We start from the raw sequence: 21,729 nt of genomic DNA, 5'->3' as shown, positions 1-21,729 counted from the left end.
CTCGACCGCCGAGGTCAGGCGGGCCGGAACCAGAGCGCCCCGAGCGGCGGCAGCGTGAAGACGGCTGAGGCCGGCTTGCCCGCCCACGGCTCGTCGGTCGCGTCGACCCCGCCGAGGTTGCCCACGCCCGAGCCGCCGAACTCCGCGGCATCCGTGTTCAGCACCTCGCGCCAGCGGCCCGCGAACGGCAGGCCGAAGCGCACGCCCTCGTGCGGGTTGCCCGCGAAGTTGACGATGCACAGCAGCGGCCGGCGATCCCGGTCGTAGCGGAGGAACGCGATCACGTTCATGTCGGCCGCGCCGCCCTCGACCCAGTCGAAGCCGGCCGAGTCGTCGTCGAGCTGCCAGAGCGCGGGCGTCTCGGCGTAGGTGCGGTTCAGACGGCCGACGAGCTCCGCGAGCTGGCGGTGGCTCGGCTGGTCGAGGATCCACCAGTCGAGGCCGCGCTCCTCGCTCCACTCGGAGAGCTGCCCGAACTCCTGCCCCATGAACAGCAGCTGCTTGCCGGGGTGCGCCCACATGTACGCGAGGTAGGCGCGCGTGTTCGCGAGCTGCTGCCAGTGGTCGCCCGGCATCTTGCGCACGAGCGACCCCTTGCCGTGCACGACCTCGTCGTGGCTGATCGGCAGGATGAAGTGCTCGCTGAACGTGTACAGGAACGAGAAGGTGAGCTCGCCGTGGTGGTGCGAGCGGTACATCGGGTCGCGCTGGATGTACTGCAGGGTGTCGTGCATCCACCCCATGTTCCACTTGTACCCGAAGCCGAGGCCGCCGGACGAGGTCGTCGCGGTCACGCCCGGCCACGACGTCGACTCCTCGGCGATCATCACCACGCCCGGGTTGCGCTTGTAGGCCGTCGCGGTGGCCTCCTGCAGGAAGCCGATGGCCTCGAGGTGCTCGCGGCCGCCGTACCAGTTCGGCAGCCACTCGCCGTCCTCGCGCGAGTAGTCGAGGTAGAGCATGGAGGCCACGGCGTCGACGCGGAGACCGTCGACGTGCATCTCCTCCAGCCAGAAGAGCGCGTTCGCGACGAGGAAGTTCCGCACGCGGGGGTTGCCGTAGTCGAAGACCAGCGTGCCCCAGTCCTTCTGCTCGCCGCGGCGCGGGTCGGGGTGCTCGTAGAGCGGTTCGCCGTCGAAGCTCGCGAGTGCCCACTCGTCCTTCGGGAAGTGCCCTGGCACCCAGTCCATGATCACGCCGATGCCCGCCTGGTGCAGCCGGTCGATGAGGTACTTCAGGTCGTCCGGGGAGCCGAACCGGCTCGTGATCGCGTAGTAGCCGGTGACCTGGTAGCCCCACGATCCGCCGAACGGATGCTCCGCCAGGGGCAGGAACTCGACGTGCGTGTAGCCGAGCCACTGCACGTACTCGATCAGCTCGTCCGCGATGTCGCGGTACCCCTTGCCGGGGCGCCAGGACCCGAGGTGGAGCTCGTAGATGCTCATGGGCAGCTCGTGCGGGTTGCGGTGCGCGCGCCCCGACATCCACTCGCCGTCGGCCCAGTCGTGACCGCTCGTCGCCACGACCGACGCGGTCGCGGGCGCGACCTCGGCGCGGCGGGCCATCGGGTCTGCCTTCATCAGCCACTCGCCCGACTGCGCGAGGATCTCGAACTTGTACGCCGCCCCGGGTTCGACGTCGGGCACGAACAGCTCCCAGACGCCGCTCGAGCCCATGTTGCGCATGGAGTGCCCGAGGCCGTCCCACCGGTTGAAGTCGCCGACGACGCGCACCGCGCGGGCGCGCGGTGCCCACACGGTGAACGAGACGCCGCGAAGCGGCCCCGTGATCGACGGGAACTCGCGGTGGTGCGCGCCGAGCACGGTCCACAGCTCCTCGTGTCGGCCCTCCTCGATGAGGTGCAGGTCGAGCTCGCCGATGGTGGGCGCGTAGCGGTAGGGGTCGTCGGCGGTCCATTCCGTGCCGTCGTCGTACCGGGCGCGCACGCGGTAGCCGGTCGGCCCGAACGTGCCGGCACCAGCCCAGACGCCGTGGCCGACGTGCGCGAGGCCGAGTTCGGCGCCGTCGTCGAGCAGGGCGGTGACGGATGCCGCGAGCGGACGTCGCACGCGGATGACCGTGTGCGCCCCGCCCTCGCCGGGCGACTCGAACCCGTGCTGGCCGAGCACCTGGTGCGGGTCGTGGTGGCGCCCCTCGGCGACGGCCAGCAGGAGGTCGTCGGGGACCGATGGTGCATGGACGGGGGTCGTGTCGGTCATTCCGCGCCTCGAATCACTCGGAGGATGTGCACCGGCTGCGTGAACGCGTCCAGTCGCACGTAGTTGTGCTCGCCCCACTCCCAGCGGTCGCCGGTCACGAGGTCCTCGACCTCGAACGTGCCGCCTTCGGGCAGGTCGATCGCCGGGAGGTCGAGGTGCACGGTCGTCTCGCGCACCGAGTGCGGGTCGACGTTCGCCACGACGAGGATCGTGTCGTGGTCGTCGGGGCCGTGCCCCTCGATGAAGCGCCCCTCGAGGTGCTTGGAGTAGACGAGCACCGAGTCGTCGTCGCTGTAGTAGAAGCGGATGTTCCGGAGCTGCCCGAGCGCGGGGTGGTCGGCGCGGATGCGGTTCAGGATCCCGAGGTAGAGGCCGAGGGACCGGCCATCCGCCTCGGCCTTGGCGAAGTCGCGCGGCTTGTACTCGTACTTCTCGTTGTCGATGGCCTCTTCGGCACCCGGCCGCGCGACCGATTCGAACAGCTCGAAGCCCGAGTACACGCCCCACGTCGCCCCGGCCGTGGCTGCGATGGTCGCCCGCACGGTGAACGCGGCCGGCCCGCCGAACTGGAGGTACTCGGTGAGGATGTCGGGGGTGTTCACGAACAGGTTCGGCCGCATGAAGTCGGCCGTCTCCTGCGACACGCTCGTGAGGAACTCCTCGAGCTCGGCCTTGGTGTTGCGCCAGGTGAAGTACGAGTACGACTGCTGGAAGCCGACCATGGCGAGCGCATGCATCATCGCCGGCCGCGTGAACGCCTCGGCGAGGAACACCACGTCGGGGTCGGTCGCGTTGATGTCGCCGATGAGGCGCTCCCAGAACGCGAGCGGCTTGGTGTGCGGGTTGTCGACGCGGAAGATGCGCACGCCCTGCTTCATCCAGTGCCGCACGATGCGGGTCACCTCGACGACGAGGCCCTCGAAGTCGTCGTCGAAGTTCACGGGATAGATGTCCTGGTACTTCTTCGGCGGGTTCTCGGCGTAGGCGATCGTGCCGTCGGGGAGGGTCGTGAACCACTCCGGGTGCTCGGTCACCCACGGGTGGTCGGGGGAGGCCTGGAGGGCCAGGTCGAGCGCGATCTCGATACCGAGCGCCGCGGCCCTGCGCACGAAGGCGCGGAAGTCGGCGAGCGTGCCGAGGTCGGGGTGGATCGCGTCGTGACCGCCGGTCGCCGCGCCGATCGCCCACGGCGAGCCGGGATCGAACGGGCCGGGCGTCAGCGTGTTGTTCGGGCCCTTGCGGAACGCGAAGCCGATGGGGTGGATCGGCGGCAGGTAGACCACGTCGAAGCCCATCGCCGCGACGCCGTCGAGCCGGCGCTGCGCGGTGCGGAACGTGCCCGACTTCCACGAGCCGTCCTTCTTGAGCCGGCGCGCGCCCTCGGACCGCGGGAAGAACTCGTACCACGAGCCGACGCCCGCGCGCCGCCGCTCCACGAGGATCTCGTGCTCCTCGGAGTCGGTCGTGAGGCGGGCGAGCGGCCGGGCGCGGAACTCCTCGAGCACCGGGTCCTCGAGCAGCGCGCGGCGAGCGGATGCCGCGGCCTCAGTCTCGCGGAGCGCGGCGGCGTACGCCTTCAGGCGCTTGCGCACGGCGGCCGGCCGGCCGGCCTCCTTCGCCGCGCGCTCGGCGAGGCGCGCGCCGATCTCGTACATCAGCTCGACGTCGACGCCCGCGTCGATCTTCACCTCGGCGTCGTGCACCCACGTGCCGACCTCGTCGCCGAAGCCCGTCACACGCCAGCGCCAGGTGCCGAGCTCGTCGAGCCGGACCTTCGCCTCCCAGCGGTCGGTGCCCGCGGCGCCCGCCGTCATGCGGTGCCGCTGCTTCACGCCCGACGGGCTCGTGAGCACGAGCATCGCGCCCACGAGGTCGTGCCCCTCGCGGAACACCGTGGCGCGGAACGGGACCACCTCCCCGGAGAACGCCTTCGGGTTCCATCGCGGATCGGGCAGGGCGGGCGTGAGCCGGGTCACGGGGATCCGGCCGGCTCGAACTGGGCGGCTCGTCACGTTCCGACCGTAGCGCGGATGCCGCTCGATCGACACCGGGTTGCGCGGTGCTGCGCGCCCCCCGACGGTGTCGTCGCATCCGTTCATCTCTCGGACACACGGTGCTGCGTAGGGTTGACCCCGTGAAGCCCATCCGCAAGTTCACCGTCCGCGCCGTCGTTCCGCCTCAGCTGGGCGCGCTCGAGGAGCTCGCCGCGAACCTCCGATGGTCGTGGCACGAGCCGACGCGACGCCTGTTCGAGCACATCGACCCCCTGGGCTGGCGCCGTTCGGGACGCGACCCGATCGCGTTCCTCGGCGACGTCGAGGCCCGCCGGCTCGACGAACTCGCGGCCGACGAGGGCTTCATCGGATGGGCCGAGCGCGAGCGCGACGAGCTCCGCGCGTATGTGTCGGAGCCGCGCTGGTACCAGTCGCTCGGCGCCGAGACGCCGAGGACGGTCGCGTACTTCTCGCCGGAGTTCGGCATCACCGAGGCGCTGCCGCAGTACTCGGGCGGACTCGGCATCCTCGCGGGCGACCACCTCAAGGCCGCCTCCGACCTGGGGGTGCCGCTCGTGGCGGTCGGCCTGTTCTACAAGGCGGGCTACTTCTCGCAGGCCATCGCGCCCGACGGCTGGCAGCAGGAGCGCTACCCGGCGCTCGATCCGGACGGGCTGCCCCTCTCGGTTCTGCGTCGCGCCGACGGGACCCCGGTGCAGGTCACCCTCGCCGTGCCGGGCGGTCGCAGCCTGCACGCCCGCGTCTGGCAGGCCGCGGTGGGTCGGGTGCCGCTGCTGCTCCTCGACACCGACATCCCCGCGAACGACGACGACCTCCGCCAGGTGACCGACCGGCTCTACGGCGGCGGCGGCGAGCACCGCCTGCAGCAGGAGCTGCTGCTCGGCATCGGCGGCGTGCGCGCGCTCCGCGCGTGGAGCGGGCTCACCGGCCGGCACTTCCCCGACGTGTTCCACATGAACGAGGGGCATGCCGGGTTCCTCGGGCTCGAGCGCATCTCGGCATGCATCGGCGACGGGCTCTCGTTCGCCGAGGCGCTCCAGCTCGTGCGCGCCGGCACGGTCTTCACGACCCACACGCCCGTGCCCGCGGGCATCGACCGCTTCGACCAGGCGCTCGTCGCGAGCTACCTCGAGTCGGGACTGCTGCCCGGCATCGACCCCGCCGACGCGCTCCCGCTCGGGCTCGAACCGGGAGTGCCTGCGGAGGACAGCGCGTTCAACATGGCGATGATGGGGCTCCGGCTCGCGCAGCGTGCGAACGGCGTCTCGAAGCTGCACGGCGAGGTCAGCCGACGCATGTTCGGCGACCTGTGGCCCGGCTTCGACGCCGACGAGGTGCCCATCACCTCGGTCACGAACGGCGTGCACGCCCCGACCTGGACCGACCCGGCGCTGCTCGCGCTCGCCGAGGAGCGACTCGGCACGGGCGACACCGAGCACGCCGACTGGCTGAGCGCCGCGGTCAGCGACGCCGAGCTCTGGGGCGTGAAGCGCGGCATGCGCCTGCAGCTCGTGGAGGACGCCCGCCGCCGCCTCTCGAGTGCGTGGGCCGACCAGCACGGCGGCGCCGTCGCGCCCGACTGGGTGCGCCGCGTGCTCGACCCCGACGTGCTCACGATCGGCTTCGCGCGCCGCGTGCCGACGTACAAGCGACTGACCCTCATGCTGCAGGATCCGGAGCGCTTCGCGGCGATCCTCACGAATCCCGACCGCCCGGTGCAGTTCGTGATCGCGGGAAAGGCGCATCCGGCCGACGACGAGGGCAAGCGACTCATCCAGCGGCTCGTGCAGTTCGCGCAGCGACCCGAGCTCCGCGAGCGCATCGTGTTCCTGCCCGACTACGACATCGGAATGGCTCAGCTGCTCTATCCGGGCTGCGACGTCTGGATGAACAACCCCCTCCGCCCGCTCGAGGCGTGCGGCACGTCGGGCATGAAGGCCGCCATGAACGGAGCCCTGAACCTGTCGATCCTCGACGGCTGGTGGGCCGAGTACGCCGCCGACGACCACGGCTGGGTGATCCCGACCGCCGATGCCGCGGGCGACCAGGCCGAGCGGGATCGGCTCGAGGCATCCGCCCTGTACGACCTCATCGAGCACCGCATCACGCGGCTCTTCTACGACCGCGACCGCGACGGCGTGCCGACGGAGTGGATGGCGCGCGTGCGACGCACGCTCGCGCACCTCTCGCCCGAGCTCGGCGCCGACCGCATGGTGCGCGAGTACGTCGAGCGGCTGTACCGCCCGGCGGCCGAGCACGCCGCCGTGGTCGGTGCGGACGGGGCGAAGCCCGCGCGCGAGCTCGCCGCGTGGGGCGCGCGCGTGCGCGCCGCCTGGCCGGGCGTGCAGGTCGCGCACGTCGAGTCCGGCGGGCTCGAGTCGACGCCGCACGTCGGCGACGAGCTGCACCTGCGCGCGCACGTCGCGCTGGGCGCGCTGACGGAGGCCGACGTGGCCGTCGAGGTCGTCTACGGCCACTCGCACGGCGACGACCGCATCGACCACGCGCGCGTCGCCGAGCTCGTGCCCGACGGGGCGTCGACGACGGATGCCGCGACCTGCGTGTACACGGGCGCCGTCACGCTCGACCGGGCCGGCGCATTCGGGTACACCGTGCGGGTGGTGCCGCGGCATCCGCTGCTCGTCTCGCCGGCCGAGTTGGGGCTGGTCGCCGCCGCCGGCTGAACGGACGCCGGGTCAGCGCGCCCGGGCGATCGGGGCGTAGCGGCCCGAGGTGACCGCCAGGAGGTCGTCGGGGGCGAGCTCGAGGTCGAGGCCGCGGCGACCTCCCGAGACGAGGATCGTCTCGAACAGGATCGCGGACTCGTCGAGCACGGTCGGCAGCGCGACCTTCTGGCCGATCGGGCTGATGCCGCCGACGACGTAGCCCGTCTTCCGCTCCGCGAGCGAGGGGTCGGCCATCTCGGCGCGCTTGCCGCCGAGCGCTGCGGCGAGCGCCTTCAGGTCGAGCTGGTCGGCGACGGGGACGATGCCCACGGCGAGCGCGCCGTCGACGCTCGCGAGGAGCGTCTTGAAGACGCGCTCCGGCTCGATGCCGAGCTTCTCGGCGGCCTCGAGGCCGTACGCGGCCGCGCGCGGGTCGTGCTCGTACGGGTGCGCCGTGAAGCGGATGCCGGCGCGTGCCAGCGCGACGGTCGCGGGCGTGCCGGCCGAGGCATCCGCTCGCTTCGCCATCAGGCCGGGGCCTCGGGTACCGCGTTCGCTGCGTCGCTCGCGCCACGGTCCGCGGTGTCGTCGGCTCGGCGACCGTCGTCCGCGACGTCGGCCTCGTCGGCGCCCGCGCCGAGCGAGCCGGCCGCGGCATCGACGAGCACCGGCGCCGGGTCGCCCGACGCACGGTAGAGCCGCATCGACTGCGGGGTCATCGCGAGGCGCGTGCCGGGCTGGTGCCGCGCGCCGAGCTCGTCGCCCGGCTCGTCGACGGCCGAGTCCCACAGCAGCTCGTAGTCGTCGACGCCGGGGTGCTCGGGCAGCAGCACCTCGACCTCGCGCTCCGAGGCGTGGACGACGAGCAGGATGCGGTTGAACCCCTCGAACTCGGGCGTCGAGGCGGCGAGGAACTGCAGGGTCCGCTGCGACGGGTCGTGCCAGTGCTCGATCGTCATGGTCTCGCCGTCGGCGTTGTACCAGTCCATCTGCGACGCGCTCGGCACGCGCTCGCCGAAGCGCCCGTACCGGACCGGCCGCAGCGCCGGGTGCTCGCGGCGGAGCCGCAGCAGGTGCCGGGTGGTCGCCTCGAGCGCGGCGTCCCGCTCGTCGGCCGACCACGCCAGCCAGGTCAGCTCGGAGTCGTGGCAGTACGCGTTGTTGTTGCCGCGCTGGCTGCGGCCGTACTCGTCGCCCGCCGTCAGCATGGGCACGCCCGCCGAGAGCAACAGGGTGCCGAGCAGGTTCCGGATGCTCCGGCGGCGCGCCGCCGAGACGTCCGGGTCGTCCGTTGCCCCCTCCACGCCGTGGTTGTAGGAGTTGTTGTGATCGGCGCCGTCGCGGTTGTGCTCGCCGTTGCCGAGGTTGTGCTTGACGTCGTAGGCGGCGAGGTCGGCGAGCGTGAACCCGTCGTGCGCGGTGATGAAGTTCAGGCTCGCGAGCGGTCCGCGTTCGACGGCGAACGTGTTCGACGAACCCGCGAGGCGCGTCGCGAAACGGCCGATGCCGCTGCCGTGCTCGCCGTGCCGCTCGCGACGCAGGTCGCCGAGCCAGAAGTCGCGCATGCGGTCGCGGTAGCGGTCGTTCCACTCGCTGAAGCCGGGCGCGAAGTTGCCGGTCTGCCAGCCGAACGGGCCGACGTCCCACGGCTCGGCGATGAGCTTTCCCGCGCCGATGACGGGGTCGGCGAGCATGGCGGCGAGCAGCGGATGCTCGGGGGAGTAGGCGCCGAGCGCATCGCGGCCGAGCGTCGCCGCGAGGTCGAGGCGGAAGCCGTCGACCTGCAGTTCGTCGGCCCAGTAGCGCAGCGAGTCGAGCACGAGCCGCACGGGCGCGTCGTGGCCGAAGTCGAGCGTGTTGCCGCACCCCGTGGTGTCCACGTAGCGGCCGTGCGCGTCGTGGCGGTAGTACGAGGCGTTGTCGATGCCGCGGAAGCTGTACGTCGGCCCCTGCCGGCCCTCCTCCGCGGTGTGGTTGTAGACGACGTCGAGCACGACCTCGAGGCCCGCCTCGTGGAGGCGCTTGACCATGCCCGCGAACTCGCGTCGCACCGCGGCGGGGCCGGCGGCCTGGGCCGCTGCGCTCGCGTACGGCGCGTGCGGCGCGAAGAAGCCGAGCGTGTTGTAGCCCCAGTAGTTGACCTGACCCTGGCGGACGAGCCGTTCCTCGGCCACGAACGCCTGCACGGGCAGCAGTTCGACGGTCGTGACGCCGAGGCCGGTGAGGTACTCGAGCGACGCGTCGTGCGCGAGCCCGGCGTAGGTGCCCCGCAGGACCTCGGGGATGCGCTCGTTGAGCCGGCTGAACCCCTTCGGGTGCGCCTCGTAGACGACCGTGTGGTCGAGCGGCACGCGCGGCTTGCCGACGCCGCCCCAGTCGAAGCCCTCCGCCGCGAGCGAGTCCATCACGACGCCGCGCCACGACCCGTCCGCCGCGGGCTGGAGGCCGCGGGCCCACGGATCGAGCAGCGTGTGCGCCGGGTTGAAGGCGTGCTCGAGCCCCGCCGGCCCGTCGACGCGCAGCCCGTAGCGTGCGCCGGGCAGCAGGGCAGCGGATGCCGCCTGCCACACGCCGTGCTCGTGACGTTCGAGCGGCACGCGCTCGAGCGCCCAGTCCAGGTCTTCGGCGCCGAAGATCTCGAGGTCCACGGAGGTCGCGTGCTCGGACCAGACGCGGATCGTGCCGCCGCCCGGTCCGGTGCGCACGCCCAGGTCGTGGAGCGGATCGGCCGGAGACATGCGAACTACAGTAGTTCGTGGGGAACCGGTTCCCGGTCAGGAGGTGCTCGATGCCCCGCCCCGACCCCGTCTACCTCGACCACGCCGCCACGACGCCGCTCCGACCCGAGGCGATCGACGCGATCACGCACGCACTTCGGCTCGTCGGCAACCCCGCCTCGATCCACAGCGCCGGCCAGCACGCGAAGCGGCTCCTCGAGGAGTCCCGCGAGCAGGTCGCCGCGACGCTCGGCGCCGACCCCATCGAGGTCGTCTTCACCGGCAGCGGCACCGAGGCCGTGAACCTCGCGATCAAGGGCCTCTTCTGGCGGCGACGGGCAGAGGCGTCCGCTCGTCGCATCCTCATACCGGGCGGCGAGCACCACGCCACCATCGACACGGTCGAGTGGCTCGCGGGCATGGAGGGCGCCGAGGTCGTCGAACTGCCCCTCGACGCGCTCGGACGGCTGCGGGTCGACGCGCTCGCCGCGGAGTTCGCGCGGGACGCGGCATCCGTCGCCCTCGTCACGATGCTCTGGGCGAACAACGAGGTCGGCACGATCGAGCCGGTCCTCGAGGTCGCCGAACTCTGCGCGCGGGCCGGCGTTCCGCTGCACGTCGATGCGATCGCGGCGTACGGCCACGTGCCGATCGACCTGCACGCGATCCGCCGGGAGACCGCAGCGCCCGCGGGTGCGGGGCTCGTGGCGATGAGCGTGTCGGCGCACAAGGTCGGCGGGCCGGTCGGCATCGGCGCCCTCGTGCTCGACCGGTCGACGCGCATCGAGCCGCTCCTGCACGGCGGCGGGCAGCAGCGACGCATCCGCTCGGGCACGCAGGACGTCGCGGCGGCGGCCGGGTTCGCGGCGGCCGCCCTGGCGACGGCCGCGCACGCCGCAGCCGCGGACGAGCGGATGTCGCGCCTGCGCGACCGGCTCGTGGCGGGGGTCGCGGCATCCGTGCCCGACGCCAGGCTCTCGGGCGACCCCGACCCGGCGGGTCGGCTGCCCGGCAACGCGCACTTCTCGTTCCCCGGCTGCGAGGGCGACTCGTTGCTGTTCCTGCTGGATGCCGCGGGCGTCGCGGTCTCGACGGGGTCGGCGTGCCAGGCGGGCGTGCCCGAGCCCTCGCACGTGCTCCTCGCGATGGGCCGTACGGAAGCCGAGGCGCGCGGCGCGCTGCGCATCACGCTCGGCGCGACGACGACCGACGCCGACGTCGACGCGTTCCTCGAGGCGCTGCCCGCCGCCGTCGAGCGAGCGACCCGCGCCGGCATGGCCGACCGCGTGACGAGCTTCGACCGCTGAGCGCAGTGGTGCGTTTCTCAGGAGATTTCCGGCGTGTCGCGGTCATCGTCGGCGAGTCTTCCTGAGAAGCGCCGGGTTCCACCCCGGGTTCCTGAGAACGGAATGCAGACGCCGCGCGGCATCCGCTCAGGAGGGGGTTCGTAGACTGGAGGGCATGCGAGTCCTGGCAGCGATGAGCGGCGGCGTCGACAGCGCCGTCGCGGCCGCGCGCGCCGTCGAGGCCGGGCACGACGTCGTCGGCGTGCACCTCGCGCTCAGCCGCATGCCCGGCACGCTCCGCACCGGCAGCCGGGGCTGCTGCACGATCGAGGACTCGATGGACGCCCAGCGCGCCGCGAACGTGCTCGGCATCCCGTACTACGTGTGGGACTTCTCCGAGCGATTCAAGGCCGACGTCGTCGACGACTTCATCGCCGAGTACGCCGCCGGGCGCACGCCGAACCCGTGCATGCGCTGCAACGAGCGCATCAAGTTCGCGGCACTGCTCGAGAAGGCGCTCGCGCTCGGCTTCGACGCCGTCGCCACGGGCCATTACGCGAAGATCACGACGGATGCCGCCGGCCGTCGCGAGCTGCACCGCGCGAGCGCGGAGGCGAAGGACCAGAGCTACGTGCTCGGCGTGCTCACGGCCGAGCAGCTCGCGCACGCGTACTTCCCGCTCGGCGACACGCCGTCCAAGCAGCTCGTCCGCGAGGAGGCCGCGCGCCGCGGCCTGTCGGTCGCGCAGAAGCCCGACTCGTACGACATCTGCTTCATCTCCGACGGCGACACGAAGGGCTGGCTCGCCGAGAAGGTCGGCACCGCGCCCGGCGAGATCGTCGATCGCTCAGGCGCCGTGGTCGGCGCGCACGAGGGTGCGCACGCCTACACCGTCGGCCAGCGTCGTGGGCTCCGGCTCGGCACGCCGGCAGACGACGGCAAGCCGCGGTTCGTGCTCGAGGTCCGCCCCAAGGAGCGCACGGTCGTGGTCGGCCCGAAGGAGGCGCTCGCGATCGGGCTCATCGCGGGATCGAGGTTCTCGTGGGCGGGCGCCGACCCCGTGGCATCCGGCCTCGTCGCCGCCGACGGCGACGCGTTCGAGTGCGAGGTGCAGATCAGGGCGCACGCCGACCCCGTGCCCGCGGTCGCGAGGGTGGCGACGGATGCCTCCGGCTCCGCCGAACTCGTGATCACGCCCTCCACGCCGCTCGACGGCGTCGCACCGGGGCAGACGGCGGTCGTCTACGTGGGCACGCGCGTGCTCGGCCAGTGCACGATCGACCGGACGGTCAGCGCGGTCCCCGTCGACGCCTGATCGAGAAATGGCCCCCATTCGGGGGTCGAATCGCGTAAAGTCGCCTCGGTGACGTCGCGTCCCCCGGCGACGTCCGTGAGGAGTGATCCCGTGACGTATCCGCTGTACCCCTCCGATCCGGTGCGCGACCCCGCAGACCCGTTCCGGAACCTCGATCCGGCACCCGGCACGCGGCCGACGATGGTCATCGATCCCGGTCCCGACGGCTTCGACGACCTCGTCGAATCGCCGCCCGTGACCCTCGAGGAGGTCGCCGCACGACAGCGCGAGGCGTTCGGCGGCCCGAAGGTCGGCGCGGGATTCTTCGGCGTGCTGATCGCTGCGGCGACGGGCTCGCTGCTCATCGGGGCGCTCGTCGTCGCCGACGCGACGCTCGGCCTCGGCGTGGTCCCGGACCCGTGGGCGTCGGGCGGCATCGGGCCGCTCGATCCGACCGCGGTCGGCTGGATCGTCGTCGGCGTCGTGCTCGCGATCGTGCTCGCCGCCGCGTACTGCGGCGGCTACGTGGCGGGGCGGATGGCGCGCTTCAGCGGCGTCGCGCAGGGCCTCGCCGTGTGGGTGTGGGCGATCGTGATCACCATCGCGGCGGCCATCGGCGTCGTGCTCCTGGATGGCCGCTACGACCTCCTCGCCCGCGCCATGACGGCGGTCCCGAGCGTTCCCGTGCCCGCCGACACGCTCGTGCTCGCGGGCATCGTCGCCGCGCTCGCCGTCGCCGTCGTCGCGCTGGGCGGCGCCGTGCTGGGCGGGGTCGTCGGGGTCCGGTACCACCGGCGGGTCGACCGCGTCGGGCTCGACGCCGAGGTCCGTTCGGTCCCGTGAGCCGAGGGACGACCTCAATGGCCGAGCGCGGTCCGATTCGACACCTGAGCGCCTGCTGGGTGTTGCCTGCACGCCGTGAGTGCGGGGTCGACCGCTTTGTCAAGGCCTCCGCGCGCTCCGCGCGTCCCGCGTAGGGTCTCAGGCGCGCCGACGGGGCGATCTCCCGCGGCGACGACGACGAGAGGGACCACATCATGAGCACCTCCACCGACCGCCCCGGGCACGATCCGAATCGCGATCCGCGCACGACGAGCACCGACCGGCCCGTCGACGCCGACGGCGACGGCCTGCGCGACGACCGCGAGGCCGTGGCATCCGACCGGGTCGACGACCGCGCCGCGGACTCGCGAACGGCCGCATACGACCGCAGGCTCGACGAGCGCGCCGCGACCGCCGACGGCGTGGCACCGGCGGACGGGCGCCCCGTGCGCGACGACCGGCTCGTCGCCGACCCCGCCGTGCGCGCCGCGGTGATCGAACGCGAGCGCGAGCGCTTCGGCGGCATCAAGTTCGGCGCGGCGTTCTTCGGCTGGCTGACGGCGCTCGGACTCGGCGCGCTGCTCACGGCACTGCTCGCGGGGACCGGCGCGGCGCTCGGGCTCGGCAACGTCGGCGCGGCGGTCGACGACGCGGTCGCGGAGGACCCCCAGACCATCGGCATCGTCGGCGCGATCGCGCTGCTCGTCGTGCTCTTCGTGGCGTACTTCGCGGGCGGCTACGTCGCCGGGCGGATGGCGCGCTTCAACGGCTTGAAGCAGGGCGTCGCGGTCTGGCTCTGGGCGATCGTGATGGCGGTCGTCGGCGCGGCGCTCGCCGCGCTCGCCGGCACCCGGTACGACGTGTTCGCCACCCTCAACACGTTCCCGCGCATCCCCGTGAACGAGGGGGAGCTGACGGTCGCGGGCATCATCACCCTCGTGCTCCTCGTCGTCGTGACGCTCGGCGGAGCCGTCCTCGGCGGCAAGGCGGGCACGCGGTACCACCGGAAGGTCGACGCGGCGGGCTTCGGCGCGTAGTCGGCGGGGCGTCGACGACGATCGGGGCGCGCGGGGATCCGCGCGCCCCGATCCGTGTCTCCACGGCGGCGTCGGTGGCGGCTTCTAGGATGACTGGCGTGAGCGAGATCCCCACCGAGTTCGACGACGCCCGCAGCGAGTCCGAGGCGCTCCGCGAGCGCATCGAGCGGTACCGGACGACGTACTACTCCGAGGGCGTGAGCCTCGTCAGCGACGCCGAGTACGACGCCGACTTCCACCGACTCGAGGCCCTCGAGCGGGCGTTCCCCGAACTGGCCGGCCAGGACAGCCCGACCCAGCAGGTCGGCGCCGCCCTCGTCTCGGTCGGGTTCCCGTCGCACGAGCACGCCGAGCGCATGCTGAGCCTCGACAACGTGTTCAGCCTCGACGAATTCGTCGAGTGGGCCACGAAGGCGCAGTCGGCCGCCGGGCGCCCGGTCCGCTGGCTCTCCGAGCTGAAGATCGACGGGCTCGCGATCAGCCTCGCGTACCGCGACGGCGTGCTCGAGACCGCCACCACCCGCGGCGACGGTCGCGTGGGCGAAGACATCACCGAGAACGTCGAGTTCATCCCCGCGATCCCGCGCCGGCTCGAGGGCGATGGGTTCCCGCCCTTCTTCGAGGTGCGCGGCGAGGTCTTCCTCCGGTCCGAGGACTTCGAGGCGCTCAACGAGCGGCAGCACGCACTCCAGGCCGAGTTCGTCGCCGAGCAGCGAGCCAAGGGCCGTTCCGAGGAGTCGATCCCGACCCGCTTCCCCGAGTTCGCGAACGCGCGCAACACCGCGGCGGGCAGCCTGCGGCAGCGGCGTGAGAACAAGAACCCGCTCCAGCTCGAGCTCATGCGCGATCGGCTCGGGCGCCTCGCGCTGTACCTGCACGGCATCGGCGCGTGGCAGGACCCGCCGGTGGCGAGCCAGTCCGAGATCTACGGGCTGCTGTCCGGGTGGGGGCTCCCGGTCTCGCCGCACTCGCGCGTCTTCGACACGATCGACGAGGTCACCGCCTTCATCGCCGATCGGGGCGAGCACCGTCACGACGTCGAGCACGAGATCGACGGCATCGTCGTGAAGATCGACGAGCTCGCCCTGCACGACGAACTCGGCGCGACGAGCCGGGCGCCGCGGTGGGCGATCGCGTACAAGTACCCTCCGGAGGAGGTGCACACGAAGCTGCTCGACATCCGCGTCGGCGTGGGTCGCACGGGCCGCGCGACGCCGTACGCGGTCATGGCACCGGTCAAGGTGCAGGGCAGCACGGTCGAGCAGGCGACGCTCCACAACCAGGAGGTCGTGAAGGCCAAGGGCGTCCTGATCGGCGACACCGTCGTGCTGCGGAAGGCGGGCGACGTCATCCCCGAGATCCTCGGCGCCGTGGAGGAGCTGCGCGACGGCACGGAGCGCGAGTGGCGGATGCCGGAGCGCTGCCCCGAGTGCGGCACGCCGCTGCGTCCGGCCAAGGAGGGCGACATCGACCTCCGCTGCCCGAACGCGCGCAGCTGCCCCGCGCAGGTCCGCGGCCGGGTCGAGCACATCGGCTCGCGCGGCGCGCTCGACATCGAGGCGCTCGGCGAGGTCACGGCCGCCGCGCTCACCCAGCCGTTCGTGCCGTCGACGCCCCCGCTCGTCACCGAGGCGGGGCTCTTCGACCTCACCGTCGACGAGCTCGTCCCGATCGAGGTCGTCGTCCGCGACGCCGAGACCGGCGAGCCGAAGACGGATCCGGTCACCGGCGAGGAGATCCGTCGTGCGCCGTTCCAGAAGGTCAGGATCACCTACCCGCCGGGCAGCGAGCGGATGTCGGCCGCGGAGCGCCGCGCGGCCGGGATCCGGAAGGACCACCGCGAACTGCTCCCGTCCGAGGCGGCGACGAAGCTCCTCTCCGAGCTCGAGAAGGCCAAGACCAAGCCGCTCTGGCGGATCCTGGTCTCCCTCAACATCCGGCACGTCGGACCGGTCGCTGCACGTGCGCTGGCCGACCACTTCGGTTCGCTCGAGGCGATCCGCGCCGCGAGCCGCGAGGAGCTCGCGGAGGTCGAGGGCGTGGGCGGCATCATCGCCGACTCGCTCGTCGAGTGGTTCGGCGTCGACTGGCACCGGGAGATCGTCGATCGGTGGCAGGCGGCCGGCGTGCAGTTCGCGACGCCGGGCCACCCCGGGCCCGGGCGGGCCGCGCAGGCGGGCGGGGTGCTCGCGGGGCTCACCGTCGTCGCCACGGGCAGCCTCGAGGGCTTCACGCGCGACGGGGCGCAGGAGGCGATCATCGCCGCGGGCGGCAAGGCGGCCTCGAGCGTGTCGAAGAAGACCGACTTCGTCGCCGCCGGCCCGGGCGCAGGATCGAAGCTCGCGAAGGCCGAGGAACTCGGCGTGCGCGTGATCGATGCCGCCCAGTTCGCGATCCTGGTGACGGAGGGGCCCGACGCGCTCGTCGGGTGAGAGGGGGCGGAGGATGCAGGCCGAGGAGCACGACGAGTCGTCCGAGGCCGTGCGCCCGGAGGGTGAATCCGGCACGACGCGTCGCGACTTCCTGCGTTACGGCGGCGTGGCGGGGGCGAGCGCGATCGTCGCGGGCGGGGGAGCCGCTGCGATCGCCGCCACTGCTGGCCACTCGGCCGGCGTCGAGGAGGGTGCGGCGGGGGTCGCCGCACTGCCGCCCCCGCCGCCGACCCGCACGAAGCCGGGCTTCGATCACCTCGTGGTCGTGATGGGCGAGAACCGGTCGTTCGACAACCTCCTCGGCTGGCTCTACGACACCGGCGACCTTCCCGACGGGGTGTCCTACGACGGCCTCGCGTTCGGCGAGTACGCGAACGCGACCGCCGATGGCGAGCAGATCCCCGCGCACGTCTACGACGGCCCGACCGATTCGATCATGCGGCGCCCCGACCCCGACCCGGGCGAGGAGTACCCGCACGTCAACACCCAGCTCTTCGGCACCGTCCGCCCCGCCTCGAACGCGACCGTCGAGATCGACGACATGACCGCGCCCTTCAACGCCCCCGACGCCGGTGCGACGCCGAGCATGGACGGCTTCGTGATCGACTACGCGAACCACGTCGAGCATCGTCGGCGTGATCCGGAGGACCGCGACATCCGCCAGATCATGGGCTCGTTCTCGCCCGAGATGCTGCCCGTGCTCTCGACCCTCGCGAAGGGGTTCGCGGTCTACGACGCGTGGCACTGCGCGGTGCCGTCGCAGACGTTCTGCAACCGGTCGTTCTTCCACGCCTCGACCTCGCACGGGTTCGTCACCAACCGGGGCGACGGCGGTTTCCGCAAGTGGCTCGACGCCGACGCGAGCCCCACGATCTTCAACCGGCTCGACGATGCGGGCCTCGACTGGCGCATCTACTTCGACGACCTGCAGCTCGTCTCGATGACCGGTGTGATCCACGCGCCCGCGCTCGAGCAGTTCTGGCGCACCGCCCACTTCGCGCCGATGTCGCAGTTCTGGAGCGACGTGGCCGACGGCAAGCTGGCGCCCTACAGCTTCGTCGAGCCGCGGATGATCTTCGACCACAACGACTTCCACCCGCCGGTCGGCCGGCTCCGCGAATCCGACGTCGACGGCGACGAGGTGACCGACGGCGCGATCTCCGATGTCCGCGCCGGTGAGGCCCTGATCCACTCGATCTACTCCGCGATCCGCGAGAGCGCGGCCGACTCCGGCTCCAACGCGATGAACACGATGCTCCTCGTCACCTTCGACGAGCACGGCGGTACCTACGACCACGTGCCGCCTCCCGCCGCGACGCCGCCGAGCGCCGATGACGGCGCCGGCGAGATGGGCTTCACGTTCGACCGGCTCGGATGCCGCGTGCCCACGATCGCGATCTCGGCGTACACCGCCGAGGGTGCCGTCATCCACGACCCCATGCACCACGGTTCGGTCATCGCCACGCTGTGCGCCGTCCACGGCCTCGACGCGCTCACCGACCGCGACGACGGGGCGCCCACCATCCGGAACGCCGTGACGCTCGACGCGCCGAGGCATCCGCTCACCTGGCCGGCCACCACGCCGCAGTACACGCCGCCGAACCCCGAAGCCAGACCCCTCCACCCCGGCGACGCGCACCGCACCGCCCCGCTCAGCCCGCCGGCGAAAGGCCTGCTCGGCCTCCTCATCGCCAAGTACGGCGACGGCGAGGCCGAGCCGCAGACCTACGGCGACGCGTACGAGCTGCTGCAGAAGTACGGCGTCGGCCTGTTCGGCACGCCTCGATAGAATCGCTGCATCCCCATTCCCGGACGACGGAGCAGCATGTCTGAAATCAGCGCCGAGCAGGTCGCGCATCTCGCGAACCTCGCACGCATCGCGCTCACCGAGGAAGAGATCGAGCACCTCACGACGGAGCTCGGCCAGATCATGCAGGCGGTCGAGAAGGTGAGCGAGGTGGCCACGCCCGACGTGGTCCCCACGAGCCACCCGATCCCCTTGCACAACCCGCTTCGGGAGGACGTGCCGACCGACGTGCTGAGCGTCGAGCAGGCGCTCTCGGGCGCTCCCGAGCACGACGGCACCCGCTTCGTGGTCTCGGCGATCCTGGGGGAGGAGCAGTGAGCGACCTGATCCGGCTGAGCGCCGCCGACCTCGCCGCGAAGCTCGCCTCCGGCGAGGTCTCGTCCGTCGAGGCGACGAAGGCCCACCTCGACCGCATCGCGGCCGTCGACGGCGCGGTGCACGCCTTCCTGCACGTCAACGCCGAGGCGCTCGAGACCGCCGCCGACGTCGACCGTCGTCGCGCGGCCGGCGAGGAGCTCGGCCCGCTCGCGGGCGTCCCGATCGCCGTCAAGGACGTGCTGGTCACGAAGGGCATGCCCTCGACGTCGGGATCGCGCATCCTCGAGGGATGGATCCCGCCGTACGACGCGACGCCCGTGCGCAAGGTCCGCGAGGCCGGCATGGTGCCGCTCGGCAAGACCAACATGGACGAGTTCGCGATGGGCTCCTCGACGGAGCACTCCGCCTACGGCCCGACGCACAACCCGTGGGACCTCGACCGCATCCCCGGCGGTTCGGGCGGCGGCTCGGCCGCGGCCGTCGCGGCCTTCGAGGCGCCGCTCGCGCTCGGCAGCGACACGGGCGGCTCGATCCGCCAGCCCGCGCACGTCACGGGCACGGTCGGCACCAAGCCCACCTACGGCGGCGTCAGCCGCTACGGCTCGATCGCGCTCGCGTCCTCACTCGACCAGATCGGCCCGGTGAGCCGCACCGTGCTCGACGCGGCGCTGCTGCACGACGTCATCGCCGGGCACGACCCGCACGACCAGACCTCGATCCCCGACGCATGGCCGTCGATGGCCGAGGCGGTCCGCCGGGCGGATGTCTCGGGCCTGCGCATCGGCGTCGTGAAGGAACTCGACTCCGACGGCTTCCAGGCGGGCGTCCGCCAGCGCTTCCACGAGTCGCTCGAGCTGCTCGCCGCGAACGGCGCGGAGATCGTCGAGGTGAGCGCGCCGAACTTCGAGTACGCGATCGCCGCGTACTACCTGATCCTGCCCGCCGAGGCGTCCTCCAACCTCGCGAAGTTCGACTCGGTGCGCTTCGGCCTCCGCGTCGTCCCGGAGGGCGGCGGCACGGTCGAGGAGGTCATGGCGGCCACGCGCGAGGCGGGCTTCGGCCCCGAGGTCAAGCGCCGCATCATCCTCGGCACCTACGCCCTGTCGGCCGGCTACTACGACGCCTACTACGGCAGCGCCCAGAAGGTGCGCACGCTCGTGCAGCAGGACTTCGACGCCGCGTTCGCGAAGGTCGACGTGCTCGCGACGCCCACGGCGCCGACCACGGCGTTCAAGCTCGGCGAGAAGCTGCACGACCCGCTGTCGATGTACCTCAACGACGTCGCGACGATTCCCGCGAACCTCGCGGGCGTGCCCGGCATCTCGGTGCCGGCGGGGCTCGCGCCGGAGGACGGCCTGCCGGTCGGCATCCAGTTCCTGGCGCCCGCCCGCGAGGACGCGCGCCTGTACAACGTCGGCGGTGCGCTCGAGGCGCTCCTCGTCGACCGCTGGGGCGGTCCGCTGCTCGCGCAGGCGCCCGACCTGTCCACCCACGAACTCATGGCGACCGAGGAGGGCGTGGTCTGATGGCGCGCGCGGCACTGATGGACTTCGACGAGGCACTCGAGCGCTTCGAGCCGGTGATCGGCCTCGAGGTGCACGTCGAGCTCAACACGAAGACGAAGATGTTCTCGTCGGCGCCGAACCCGGCGAACGACGAGTTCCACGGCGCCGAGCCGAACACGCTCGTCGCGCCGGTCGACATGGGCCTGCCGGGGTCGCTCCCGGCCGTGAACGGCACCGCGGTGCGGTACTCGATCTCGCTCGGGCTCGCACTCGGCTGCGGGATCGCCCCGTCGAGCCGGTTCGCGCGGAAGAACTACTTCTACCCCGACCTCGGCAAGAACTACCAGATCTCGCAGTACGACGAGCCGATCGCCTTCGAGGGCTCGGTCGAGGTCGAACTCGAGAACGGCCGCACGTTCGAGGTCGCGATCGAGCGCGCGCACATGGAGGAGGACGCCGGCAAGCTCACGCACGTGGGCTCGACCGGTCGCATCCACGGTGCCGAGTACTCGCTCGTCGACTACAACCGTGCGGGCGTGCCGCTCGTCGAGATCGTCACGAAGCCGATCGTGGGGGCCGGGGCGGATGCTCCGGCGCTCGCCCGCGCGTACGTGGCGACGATCCGCGACATCGTGCTCTCGCTCGGCATCTCCGAGGCACGAATGGAGCGCGGCAACCTCCGCTGCGACGCGAACGTCTCGCTGCGCCCGAAGGGCCAGGAGAGGTTCGGCACGCGCACCGAGACGAAGAACGTCAACTCGATGCGCTCGGTCGAGCGCGCGGTCCGCTACGAGATCCAGCGCCAGGCGGCGATCCTCGCCGACGGCGGCACGATCACCCAGGAGACGCGCCACTGGCACGAGGACACCGGGACCACGAGCCCTGGTCGTCCGAAGTCCGACGCCGACGACTACCGCTACTTCCCCGAGCCCGACCTGCTCCCGGTCGAGCCCGACCCGGCCGTGATCGAGGAGCTCCGTGCGGCGCTGCCCGAGCCGCCCGCCGCGCGCCGCCGCCGCCTGAAGGCCGAGTGGGGCTTCACCGACCTCGAGTTCCAGGACGTCGCGAACGGCGGGCTGCTGAACGAAGTCGCCGCGACCGTCGAGGCCGGTGCGACCCCGGCCGCCGCCCGCAAGTGGTGGACGGGCGAGCTCACCCGCATCGCGAACGCGCAGGGCGCGGATGCCGCGGGCCTCGCCGAGCCGGCGCACGTCGCCGAGCTCGCGGCGCTCGTCGACGAGGGCACCCTCACCGACCGCCTCGCTCGCCAGGTGCTCGAGGGCGTCATCGCGGGCGAGGGCTCGCCGCGCGAGATCGTCGACACCCGCGGCCTCGCGGTCGTCTCCGACGACGGCGCGCTCATCGCCGCGATCGACCAGGCGCTCGCCGCGCAGCCCGACGTGCTCGCGAAGATCCGCGACGGCAAGGTGCAGGCCGCGGGCGCCGTCATCGGCGCGGTCATGAAGGCCATGCAGGGCAAGGCCGACGCGGCCCGCGTGCGCGAGCTCGTGCTCGAGCGGGCGGCCGCCGACAACTAGGTCGACCCCGTCGACGGATGCCGCGGCGCGCGTGTTCGCGCCGCGGCATCCGTCGTCTCACAGCCCGCTCATG

14 protein-coding genes are annotated in these 21,729 nt (G+C 72.4%); 10 read left to right on the top strand and 4 right to left on the bottom strand.

The features are described from left to right. Positions 1–14 precede the first annotated feature (14 nt). Both glgB and GJ743_RS12435 read right to left on the bottom strand, forming a co-directional pair. On the bottom strand, positions 15–2,219 hold the full coding sequence (gene glgB, locus GJ743_RS12440; RefSeq protein ID WP_155052203.1) for a 1,4-alpha-glucan branching protein GlgB: 2,205 nt from the start codon (positions 2,217–2,219) through the stop codon (positions 15–17). After that, positions 2,216–4,318, bottom strand: a complete 2,103-nt coding sequence (locus tag GJ743_RS12435; protein ID WP_155052202.1) for a maltotransferase domain-containing protein — start codon at positions 4,316–4,318, stop codon at positions 2,216–2,218. The genes glgB and GJ743_RS12435 overlap by 4 nt, the downstream gene beginning before the upstream one ends. Before the next feature lie 35 nt (positions 4,319–4,353). On the opposite strand from GJ743_RS12435, the gene glgP reads away from it, so the two are divergent. Next, positions 4,354–6,918, top strand: coding sequence for an alpha-glucan family phosphorylase (gene glgP, locus GJ743_RS12430; protein ID WP_328289143.1), 2,565 nt, complete (start codon positions 4,354–4,356; stop codon positions 6,916–6,918). A 12-nt stretch (positions 6,919–6,930) separates the two neighbouring features. Here the strand turns inward: glgP and ybaK are convergent, their stop codons facing one another. Together ybaK and glgX are read right to left on the bottom strand one after the other, a co-directional pair. Continuing rightward, positions 6,931–7,428 carry a Cys-tRNA(Pro) deacylase gene (ybaK, locus tag GJ743_RS12425; protein WP_155052201.1) on the bottom strand — a complete coding sequence of 166 codons (498 nt, stop codon included), beginning with the start codon at positions 7,426–7,428 and terminating at the stop codon, positions 6,931–6,933. After that, the gene (gene glgX, locus GJ743_RS12420) at positions 7,428–9,638 is read right to left on the bottom strand and encodes a glycogen debranching protein GlgX (protein ID WP_155052200.1); all 2,211 of its coding nucleotides are present in this window, start codon (positions 9,636–9,638) and stop codon (positions 7,428–7,430) included. The genes ybaK and glgX overlap by 1 nt, the downstream gene beginning before the upstream one ends. Before the next feature lie 50 nt (positions 9,639–9,688). On the opposite strand from glgX, the gene GJ743_RS12415 reads away from it, so the two are divergent. The 9 genes from GJ743_RS12415 to gatB all read left to right on the top strand — a co-directional run bounded on the left by GJ743_RS12415 (position 9,689) and on the right by gatB (position 21,656). Further along, positions 9,689–10,924 carry a cysteine desulfurase family protein gene (locus tag GJ743_RS12415; protein ID WP_155052199.1) on the top strand — a complete coding sequence of 412 codons (1,236 nt, stop codon included), beginning with the start codon at positions 9,689–9,691 and terminating at the stop codon, positions 10,922–10,924. Positions 10,925–11,078: 154 nt separating this feature from the next. Next, entirely contained in the window at positions 11,079–12,218 is a 1,140-nt protein-coding gene (gene mnmA, locus GJ743_RS12410; RefSeq protein ID WP_155052198.1) for a tRNA 2-thiouridine(34) synthase MnmA, read from the top strand. Positions 12,219–12,308: 90 nt separating this feature from the next. After that, positions 12,309–13,040: a hypothetical protein gene (locus GJ743_RS12405; RefSeq protein ID WP_155052197.1), complete on the top strand. Its 732-nt coding sequence runs from the start codon at positions 12,309–12,311 to the stop codon at positions 13,038–13,040. Between the two features lie 194 nt (positions 13,041–13,234). Then, positions 13,235–14,056, top strand: a complete 822-nt coding sequence (locus GJ743_RS12400; protein ID WP_155052196.1) for a hypothetical protein — start codon at positions 13,235–13,237, stop codon at positions 14,054–14,056. A gap of 89 nt (positions 14,057–14,145) precedes the next feature. Beyond that, positions 14,146–16,488 (top strand): NAD-dependent DNA ligase LigA, encoded by a 2,343-nt coding sequence (ligA, locus tag GJ743_RS12395; protein ID WP_155052195.1) that lies wholly within the window; start codon positions 14,146–14,148, stop codon positions 16,486–16,488. A 13-nt stretch (positions 16,489–16,501) separates the two neighbouring features. Next, positions 16,502–18,277 carry an alkaline phosphatase family protein gene (locus GJ743_RS12390; protein WP_155052194.1) on the top strand — a complete coding sequence of 592 codons (1,776 nt, stop codon included), beginning with the start codon at positions 16,502–16,504 and terminating at the stop codon, positions 18,275–18,277. Between the two features lie 36 nt (positions 18,278–18,313). Further along, positions 18,314–18,613: an Asp-tRNA(Asn)/Glu-tRNA(Gln) amidotransferase subunit GatC gene (gatC, locus tag GJ743_RS12385; RefSeq protein WP_154347605.1), complete on the top strand. Its 300-nt coding sequence runs from the start codon at positions 18,314–18,316 to the stop codon at positions 18,611–18,613. Then, the gene (gene gatA / locus GJ743_RS12380) at positions 18,610–20,139 is read left to right on the top strand and encodes an Asp-tRNA(Asn)/Glu-tRNA(Gln) amidotransferase subunit GatA (RefSeq protein ID WP_328289142.1); all 1,530 of its coding nucleotides are present in this window, start codon (positions 18,610–18,612) and stop codon (positions 20,137–20,139) included. The genes gatC and gatA overlap by 4 nt, the downstream gene beginning before the upstream one ends. Then, positions 20,139–21,656 (top strand): Asp-tRNA(Asn)/Glu-tRNA(Gln) amidotransferase subunit GatB, encoded by a 1,518-nt coding sequence (gatB, locus tag GJ743_RS12375; protein WP_155052193.1) that lies wholly within the window; start codon positions 20,139–20,141, stop codon positions 21,654–21,656. The genes gatA and gatB overlap by 1 nt, the downstream gene beginning before the upstream one ends. Positions 21,657–21,729: the final 73 nt, after the last annotated feature.

The sequence above is a fragment of the Agromyces bracchium genome (genome assembly GCF_009709675.1).
In the GTDB taxonomy this organism is placed as follows: domain Bacteria; phylum Actinomycetota; class Actinomycetes; order Actinomycetales; family Microbacteriaceae; genus Agromyces; species Agromyces bracchium.
This window is presented reverse-complemented; position numbering and strand designations above follow the sequence as displayed.

Bases quoted from the DNA above. Each gene is read 5' to 3' on its own strand.
- gatC (WP_154347605.1), top strand. From the start codon at position 18,314: ATGTCTGAAATCAGCGCCGAGCAGGTCGCGCATCTCGCGAACCTCGCA.
- ybaK (WP_155052201.1), bottom strand. From the start codon at position 7,428: ATGGCGAAGCGAGCGGATGCCTCGGCCGGCACGCCCGCGACCGTCGCG.
- GJ743_RS12415 (WP_155052199.1), top strand. From the start codon at position 9,689: ATGCCCCGCCCCGACCCCGTCTACCTCGACCACGCCGCCACGACGCCG.
- ligA (WP_155052195.1), top strand. From the start codon at position 14,146: ATGACTGGCGTGAGCGAGATCCCCACCGAGTTCGACGACGCCCGCAGC.
- GJ743_RS12435 (WP_155052202.1), bottom strand. From the start codon at position 4,318: ATGAACGGATGCGACGACACCGTCGGGGGGCGCGCAGCACCGCGCAAC.
- glgB (WP_155052203.1), bottom strand. From the start codon at position 2,219: ATGACCGACACGACCCCCGTCCATGCACCATCGGTCCCCGACGACCTC.
- mnmA (WP_155052198.1), top strand. From the start codon at position 11,079: ATGCGAGTCCTGGCAGCGATGAGCGGCGGCGTCGACAGCGCCGTCGCG.
- GJ743_RS12400 (WP_155052196.1), top strand. From the start codon at position 13,235: ATGAGCACCTCCACCGACCGCCCCGGGCACGATCCGAATCGCGATCCG.
- glgX (WP_155052200.1), bottom strand. From the start codon at position 9,638: ATGTCTCCGGCCGATCCGCTCCACGACCTGGGCGTGCGCACCGGACCG.
- GJ743_RS12390 (WP_155052194.1), top strand. From the start codon at position 16,502: ATGCAGGCCGAGGAGCACGACGAGTCGTCCGAGGCCGTGCGCCCGGAG.
- gatB (WP_155052193.1), top strand. From the start codon at position 20,139: ATGGCGCGCGCGGCACTGATGGACTTCGACGAGGCACTCGAGCGCTTC.